Source organism: Gemmatimonadota bacterium, from assembly GCA_039715185.1.
Lineage (GTDB): Bacteria > Gemmatimonadota > Gemmatimonadetes > Longimicrobiales > RSA9 > DATHRK01.
Window position 1 is genome coordinate 1 of record JBDLIA010000124.1, and the last position, 6,922, is coordinate 6,922.

The window sequence follows — 6,922 nt, forward strand, 5'->3', positions numbered from 1 at the left end:
TTCGCCATCTTCCACGAGCACCCACCGACCCTTACGACGAAGCGCCCGCATGGACGAGCAGGACCTGATCTACGACTGGAACCGCACCGGGAACGCCTTCGACTACGGCGCGCTGCGGCCCGTCGAGTTGGACGACGAGACCCTGCGCGACGGCCTGCAGAGCCCGTCCGTGCTGGACCCGCCGATCGAGCAGAAGATCGAGATCCTGCACCTGATGGCGCGCCTGGGCATCGACACCGCGGACATCGGCCTCCCCGGAGCCGGCCCGCGCGCGGTCGAGGACGTGCGGGCGCTGGCGCGCGAGATCGTAGACGCGAAGCTGCCAATCGCCGCCAACTGCGCCGCGCGCACGGTAAGGGCGGACGTGGAGCCGATCGCGCGGATCAGCCAGGAGGTAGGCATCCCCATCGAGGCGTGCACCTTCATCGGATCCTCGCCCATCCGGGCGTACGCCGAGGGCTGGGACCTGGAGCGCATGCTCCGGGCGACGCGGGAGGGGGTGTCGTTCGCGGTCTCCGAGGGGCTGCCGGTGATGTTCGTGACCGAGGACACCACGCGCGCCAACCCGGACACGCTTAAGGCGCTCTACGGCGCCGCGATCGACGCGGGCGCGCGCCGGATCTGCCTCGCCGACACGGTCGGGCACGCGACCCCCAACGGCGTGCGCCAGCTCGTGCGCTGGGTCCGCCGCGAGATCGTCGAGGCCGCCGGCGGGGGCATCAAGCTGGACTGGCACGGCCACCGCGACCGCGGCCTGGGCGTCCCGAATTGCCTGGCCGCGATCGAGGAGGGTATCGACCGCGTGCACGGCACCGCGCTGGGGATCGGCGAGCGGGTGGGCAACGCGGAGATGGATCTGCTGCTGGTGAACCTGAAGCTGCTGGGCCTGCACGACTACGACCTCAGCGCGCTACCCGCCTACTGCGAGGCCGTCGCGCGCGCGACCGGCGTGCCGTTGACGGCGAACTATCCCGTGCTGGGCGAGGACGCCTTCCGCACCGGCACCGGGGTCCACGCGGCGGCGATCATCAAGGCGTTCAAGAAGGGCGATGACTGGCTCGCGGATCTCGTGTACTCGGGGGTCCCGGCGGCACAGTTCGGCCGCCGGCAGATCATCGAGATCGGCCCCATGAGCGGCATGTCGAACGTGAAGTTCTGGCTTTCCCAGAGGGGCTTCGACGCGGCCGATGAGGGCCTGTGCGCGCGCATCTTCGAAGTAGCGAAGACCTGCGATCACACCCTCACGGAACAAGAGATCCTGGCGTGCTGCCGGGCCCACGGGGCGGTACCGGCCGCGTAGCCCGGGGCGCGGCGGTGAAAGCGGCGTGCCGCTTCAGGGCGCGCGAGCCGCCCGATGCGCCAGCCGGATGGCTTCCGGCACTCGCGGCAGGCTGAACGGTTTTGCCAGGTAGGCGTCCGCGCCGGCGCCGCGCCAGTCGACGTCGCGCTCGTCGCTGGCGGAGCAGAGCACAACGGTAGTAGATCGGGTGTTCGGGTCGGCGCGCAGGAGGCGGCACACCTCCAGGCCGTCCAGGTACGGCATCATGAGGTCCAGCAGGACGGCTTCTGGCCGCAACGCGCGTGCGACGGCCAGAGCGTCGCGGCCATCACGGGCGGTGTGAACCCGCACACCCGCGAGCTTCAGGCAGGCGCCCAGGAGGTCACGCATGCTAGCTTCGTCATCCGCCACCAGCACGGTGCGCGGCAGGTCTTCCTCTCGCTCTTCTCTCACGATGCTCGATCAGCGGTTCCGAACGGTGTCTCGCCCGCGGCTTCCCGCGGAGCGGCCGGTGCCCAGATGCAGGCGCCGTGCCGTCGCGCATCGCTTCGCGTTCGCCCTCGCGCCATTCGTCCTCATCGCCTGCTCAGCCGGGCGAGAAGCCGCGTCCGATGAGCCGGCGCCCTTGGACAACGTCGAGGAAGTGGTCGAGGTCGAGACGCAGATCCGCGTGGAGAACCGCCACTGGTCGGACGTCACCGTCTACCTGCTGCGCCGGAGCGCCAGAGCCCGCCTGGGTATCGTGACCAGCAACTCCACGACGTCGTTCCGCGTGCCCATCGGCATGAACGCGAGCGGGAGTAGCGACATCGCGCTGATCGCGGACGCGATCGGGTCCGACGAGGAGTACCGATCGGACAGGCTCACGGTGCTGGAGGGACAGGAAATCGTCCTCAAGCTGGAGGTGCGTTTGGCGCACTCATCGACCTCGGTGTTCTGGCCGTAGGTTGTTTCCGCAGACCAATTTCCGGACCTTTCTCAGATACCAATCAGATAGACGCGGGCGCCGGCTCATGTCAGGTCGGCAGTAACACAGGCGTTGCCTGGATACGGGGCGACGCGGATATTCGCACGCCGTAGTCCCGCCGGGGCGCCAGAGCGGGAGGGTTTTGGCGTCCTCGACCTTCGCGGCGGCAAGCCGCGCCACAGGCTTAACCAGTACCCATGCGGAGGGGGCCCACATGAGGCGAATCACGTTGCTCGTGTTCGCCCTGTCCCTGACCGCCGGTGTGTCCGTCCTGCACGCGCAGGACAGGCAGCTCACCGGCCGGATCACGGCAGGCGACACGGGCGCCGGAATCGCGGGAGCGGCGGTGTCGGTTCGCGGCACCACGACCACCACGTTCACGATCGACGACGGCAGCTTCACGTTCCGGGTGCCGAACAGGACGGTGACGCTGGTCGTCGCCGTGATCGGCTACCGGACGCAGGAGTTGTCGATCCCCGTCGGCCAGCAAACCGTGCAGATCCAGCTCGCCGTCGACGCGCTCGCGTTGGAGGAGCTGGTGGTGACCGGAGCCGCGACCGCGCTCAGCCGGCAAGTGCTGGCGAACGCCATCTCAACGGTCAGCGACGAGGAGCTGGACCGGACGCCGGCGGCGACCGTCGAGCGGTCGCTCCAGGGCAAGGTCGCGGGCGCCGTTATCGATGGGAACAGCGGCGCCCCCGGGGGCGGCGTGCAGGTGCGCCTACGCGGCGTGTCCACCATCAACGGCATCTCAGAGCCGCTGTATGTGGTGGACGGAATGCCGATGAGCAACGCCGCGATCCCGTCCAACCAGAACGCCGTGTCGCGGGCGAGCAGCGGCTCGAACGCCTCCCTCAACCAGGACGCGGTGGTCAATCGCATCGCCGATCTGAACCCCGAGGAAATCGAGAGCATCGAGATCCTCAAGGGGGCGTCGGCGGCCGCGATCTATGGGTCTCTCGCCGCCAACGGCGTGGTGATCATCACCACCAAGAGAGGCCGGGTAGGTCGTCCGCGCTTCAACGTGACCCAGCGGTTCGGCTACTTCGACCTGGCGGAGAAGCTGGGCTTCCGCCAGTTCGAGACGTTCGATGAGGTCGCGGAGACGTTCCTGGATCCCGCCGAATCGACCGCCCAGGACACAACGAACATGAGGTCCATTTACGGCAGCGGTCAGAGCTTCGACCACGAGGAGCTGCTGGGAGCTCGCAACGATCTGTCCTACGAGACCTCGCTGAGCGTGAGCGGAGGAAACGAGTCGACCCAGTACTTCGTGTCGGGCCTCGTCAAGAACGACGAGGGCATCATCGACAACACGGGCCTGACGAAACAGTCCCTGCGCATGAACCTGAATCAGCGCCTGGGCAGCCGGTTCGACCTCCAGGTCAACACGAACCTGACGCACTCCGTGGCCGAACGTGGGCTGACCAACAACGACAACGCGGGGGCGAGCTTCTTCATGGTGTTCGCGTCCACGCCGAGTTTCGTGGACCTGCGCCAGCGCGACGATGGTACGTTCCCCGAGAACCCCTTCGCGAACAGCAACCCGCTCCAGACAGCGGCGCTCATGAACAACGACGAAGCCGTCTGGCGTTTTTCGGGCGCGTCCAACCTGAACGTCGCCCTGCTCGCGCGGGAGCAGCACGAGCTGGACCTCGTGATCAGCGGGGGCGTGGACTGGTTCAACCAGGAGAACGAGCTGTTCTTCCCTCCGAACCTCCAGTTCGAGCCTCTGGATAACCAGCTCGGCACGCGCCTGGAGGGCAACGCGAACAATCGCAACACCAACATTGCGGCCAACGCCGTCTACACCTTCCGGCCCGACGGCGCGAATTGGTCGTCCACCACGTCGGGCGGTTTCTCCTTCCTCGATCAGGATCTGGAGATCGTGCGCGTCGAGGCGCGTTCGCTTACGGGCGGCGAGAACCAGATCGACGCCGGCACGAACATCCAGGTGTCCGACATCCGACAGCGCACCAAGGTGGAGGGCCTCTTCATCCAGGAGGAGCTGCTGATGGTGGACGAGCGGCTGCTGCTGACGGCGGCGGTTCGCACCGATCGCAACAGCAACAACGCGGATCCGTCGGAGTTCTTCTTCTACCCCAAGGGCGCCGCCTCATTCCGCTTCATCCAGCCGACGACCTGGCTGGACCACCTCAAGCTGCGCGCGGCGTACGGTGAGAGCGGCAATCCGCCACTGTTCGGGCAGAAGTTCACGCCCTTGGATGCGACGCAGAACATCGGCGGGCTGCCGGGGCTAACGGTGGTCGGCACCACGGGAGCCGAGGATCTGAAGATCGAGCGTCAGCGCGAGATCGAGACCGGTATTGACGCGACGCTGTTCGATTCGCGGGCGAGCCTGGAGGTCACCTACTACAAGAAGTTCGTCAGCGACCTCCTGCTCAGCCGTTCGCGGGCTCCTTCGACAGGATTCGTGACGGAGTTCTTCAACGGCGGCAAGCTCGAGACACAGGGCATCGAGGTGGCGCTGGCGGCGCAGCCGGTGCAGGGCGACCTGAGCTGGACCACGCGCGCCACGTTCTTCCACGACAACAGCGAGGTCACCGAATTGCCCGTGCCGTCCTTCCGGACGGGCGGATTCGGCACCGCGCTGGGCGCGTTCCAGATCGAGGAGGGCGAGTCGGCGACCCAGATCGTCGCGGACATCTCCGAGGGCGACAGCAGCTTCGTCGCCGTCGTCGGCGACGCGAATCCGGACTTCAAGCTGGCCTGGGTGAACGACGTCGACTACAAGGGCTTCAACGTCTACTTCCTGTGGGATTGGCAGCAGGGCGGGAACCTCATCAACCTGACCAAGCTCCTCTACGACTTCGACGCCAACACCGCCGACTTCGATGAAGACCCGCAGTTCGTGCAGAACATCGGGCCGGTGGAGGTCATGGACACGCTGACGCTGGGTGAGCGTCGCGTGACCGGTTTCGGCGTGGAGACGCGGCCCTACATCGAGGACGCGACCTACCTGAAGCTGCGCGAGGCTTCGGTCTCCTACACGCTGCCGTCCAGCCTCACCCAGGGGCTGTGGGGGACCAGCGTGGACCGCGTCCGGCTCACCTTGAGCGGTCGCAACCTGCTGACGTTCACCGACTACACGGGGCTGGACCCGGAGGTGAGCAACTTCGGCAACCAGCCGATCGCCCGGAACATCGATGTCGCCCCGTTCCCACCCAGCCGGAGCTTCTGGCTGTCGGTGGACGTCAACTTCTAAGGGAGGCTTCGGACAATGATGAACATCGACCGGATGCGTTCCCGCACTGCGCTGCTGCGCGGGGTCTTGCTGGCGGCCGTCGTCGCCCTCGTCCCCGCCGCGTGCGCGGAAGATCTCGTCGTCCCGGACTTCAACAACCCGGGCCTCGACGACCTGCAGAACAACCCCACGCGCGCGGCCGTGCTGAACGCCGCGCAGGGCCTGTTGATTGGCTCCCGGGCCCAGATTTCGTCCACCAACGGCTACCTGTCCTTGTTGGGCATTCTCGGGAGGGAGTCGTACAACTTCGACAACGCGGACCCGCGTTTCATCACCGAGATGCTCGCCGGAGCCGGATTGAACGCGAGCAGTCCCGCGTTCGGAGGCAACCTCTGGGGGCTGCGCTACAACAACATCCGCACCGCGAACGTCGTCATCAACGCGCTCGATGGACTGGGCGAGAACGACATGACGGGCGAGGAGAAGGCGGCGATCAGCGGTTTCGCGCGCACCCTCCAGGCGCTGGACTTCCTGGAGATCATCAACACGCGCGACAGCAACGGCGCGGTCATCGACGTAAACCGACCCGTGACCGAGCCTGCGGGCGCGATCGTCAGTCGCGACGCGGTCTTTGCTCACATCGAGTCGCTGCTGGATCAGGCGGCGAGCGACCTCGCTTCCGGTGGTGGGTCGTTCCCGTTCTCGCTGGGTGGAGGGTTCACCGGCTTCGATACGCCGACGAGCTTCGCGCAGGCGAATCGCGGGCTGGCGGCGCGCGTGGCCGTCTATCAGGGCAACTACGGTGCGGCGCTAACGGCGCTCACGCAGTCGTTCCTGGACGAATCGGCCCCGCTCAGCACCGGCGCGTACCACACATTTTCGACAGGGTCGGGCGATACGCAGAACGGTATCGCAGCATCGGGGGACATCTTCGCGCACCCATCGCTGCTGGACGACGTGCAGTCGAACGGCGGTGGAGAGCAGGACGCTCGCTTCGTGGCGAAGCTGTCCGTGCTGGACCCACCCGAGTCGGAGGCGGGCATCTCCACCGATGTGGGCTTCAAGCTGTACGCCAACCTCACCGACCCCGTTCCGATCGTCAAAAACGAGGAGTTGATCCTGCTGCGCGCGGAGGCCCAGTTGGGCATGGGAATGCTCCAGCAGGCCGCGGATGACATCAATTTCATCCGCGAGGAATCGGGCGGACTGGACGAGATCTCGGACCTGGGAACGCAGTCCGCGGACGCGATTCTGGACGAGCTGCTTTACAACAAGCGGTACTCGCTGCTGTTCGAGGGCGGACACCGCTGGATCGACATGCGGCGCTACGGCCGCCTGGACGAACTGCCGCTCGCGGACCCGACGCACAGGGTGCACGAGCGCTTCCCGATCCCCGAGGCCGAATGCCTCGAGCAGACGGGCGGCTCGACGGGGATCTGCAGTTTCGGTAGCTGACGTAGTGTACCGTTGC

Annotated in this window: 5 protein-coding genes; 4 read left to right on the top strand and 1 reads right to left on the bottom strand. The window is 66.7% G+C overall.

The annotated features are described in order from the left end of the window. Positions 1-49: 49 nt before the first annotated feature. Complete coding sequence (locus ABFS34_15280) at positions 50-1,300, top strand: LeuA family protein (protein ID MEN8376789.1); 1,251 nt, start codon at positions 50-52, stop codon at positions 1,298-1,300. Between the two features lie 33 nt (positions 1,301-1,333). Here ABFS34_15280 and ABFS34_15285 read toward each other — a convergent pair whose 3' ends face one another. Further along, a complete protein-coding gene (locus ABFS34_15285) occupies positions 1,334-1,732 on the bottom strand; it encodes a response regulator (GenBank protein ID MEN8376790.1) in 399 nt (132 codons plus the stop codon). A 58-nt stretch (positions 1,733-1,790) separates the two neighbouring features. Here ABFS34_15285 and ABFS34_15290 point away from each other — a divergent pair, with 58 nt between their 5' ends. The 3 genes from ABFS34_15290 (at position 1,791) to ABFS34_15300 (ending at position 6,906) form a co-directional block, all read left to right on the top strand. After that, positions 1,791-2,225: a hypothetical protein gene (locus ABFS34_15290; protein MEN8376791.1), complete on the top strand. Its 435-nt coding sequence runs from the start codon at positions 1,791-1,793 to the stop codon at positions 2,223-2,225. A gap of 235 nt (positions 2,226-2,460) precedes the next feature. Further along, positions 2,461-5,472: a SusC/RagA family TonB-linked outer membrane protein gene (locus ABFS34_15295; protein MEN8376792.1), complete on the top strand. Its 3,012-nt coding sequence runs from the start codon at positions 2,461-2,463 to the stop codon at positions 5,470-5,472. 15 nt (positions 5,473-5,487) lie between these two features. Next, positions 5,488-6,906 carry a RagB/SusD family nutrient uptake outer membrane protein gene (locus ABFS34_15300; protein ID MEN8376793.1) on the top strand — a complete coding sequence of 473 codons (1,419 nt, stop codon included), beginning with the start codon at positions 5,488-5,490 and terminating at the stop codon, positions 6,904-6,906. Positions 6,907-6,922: the final 16 nt, after the last annotated feature.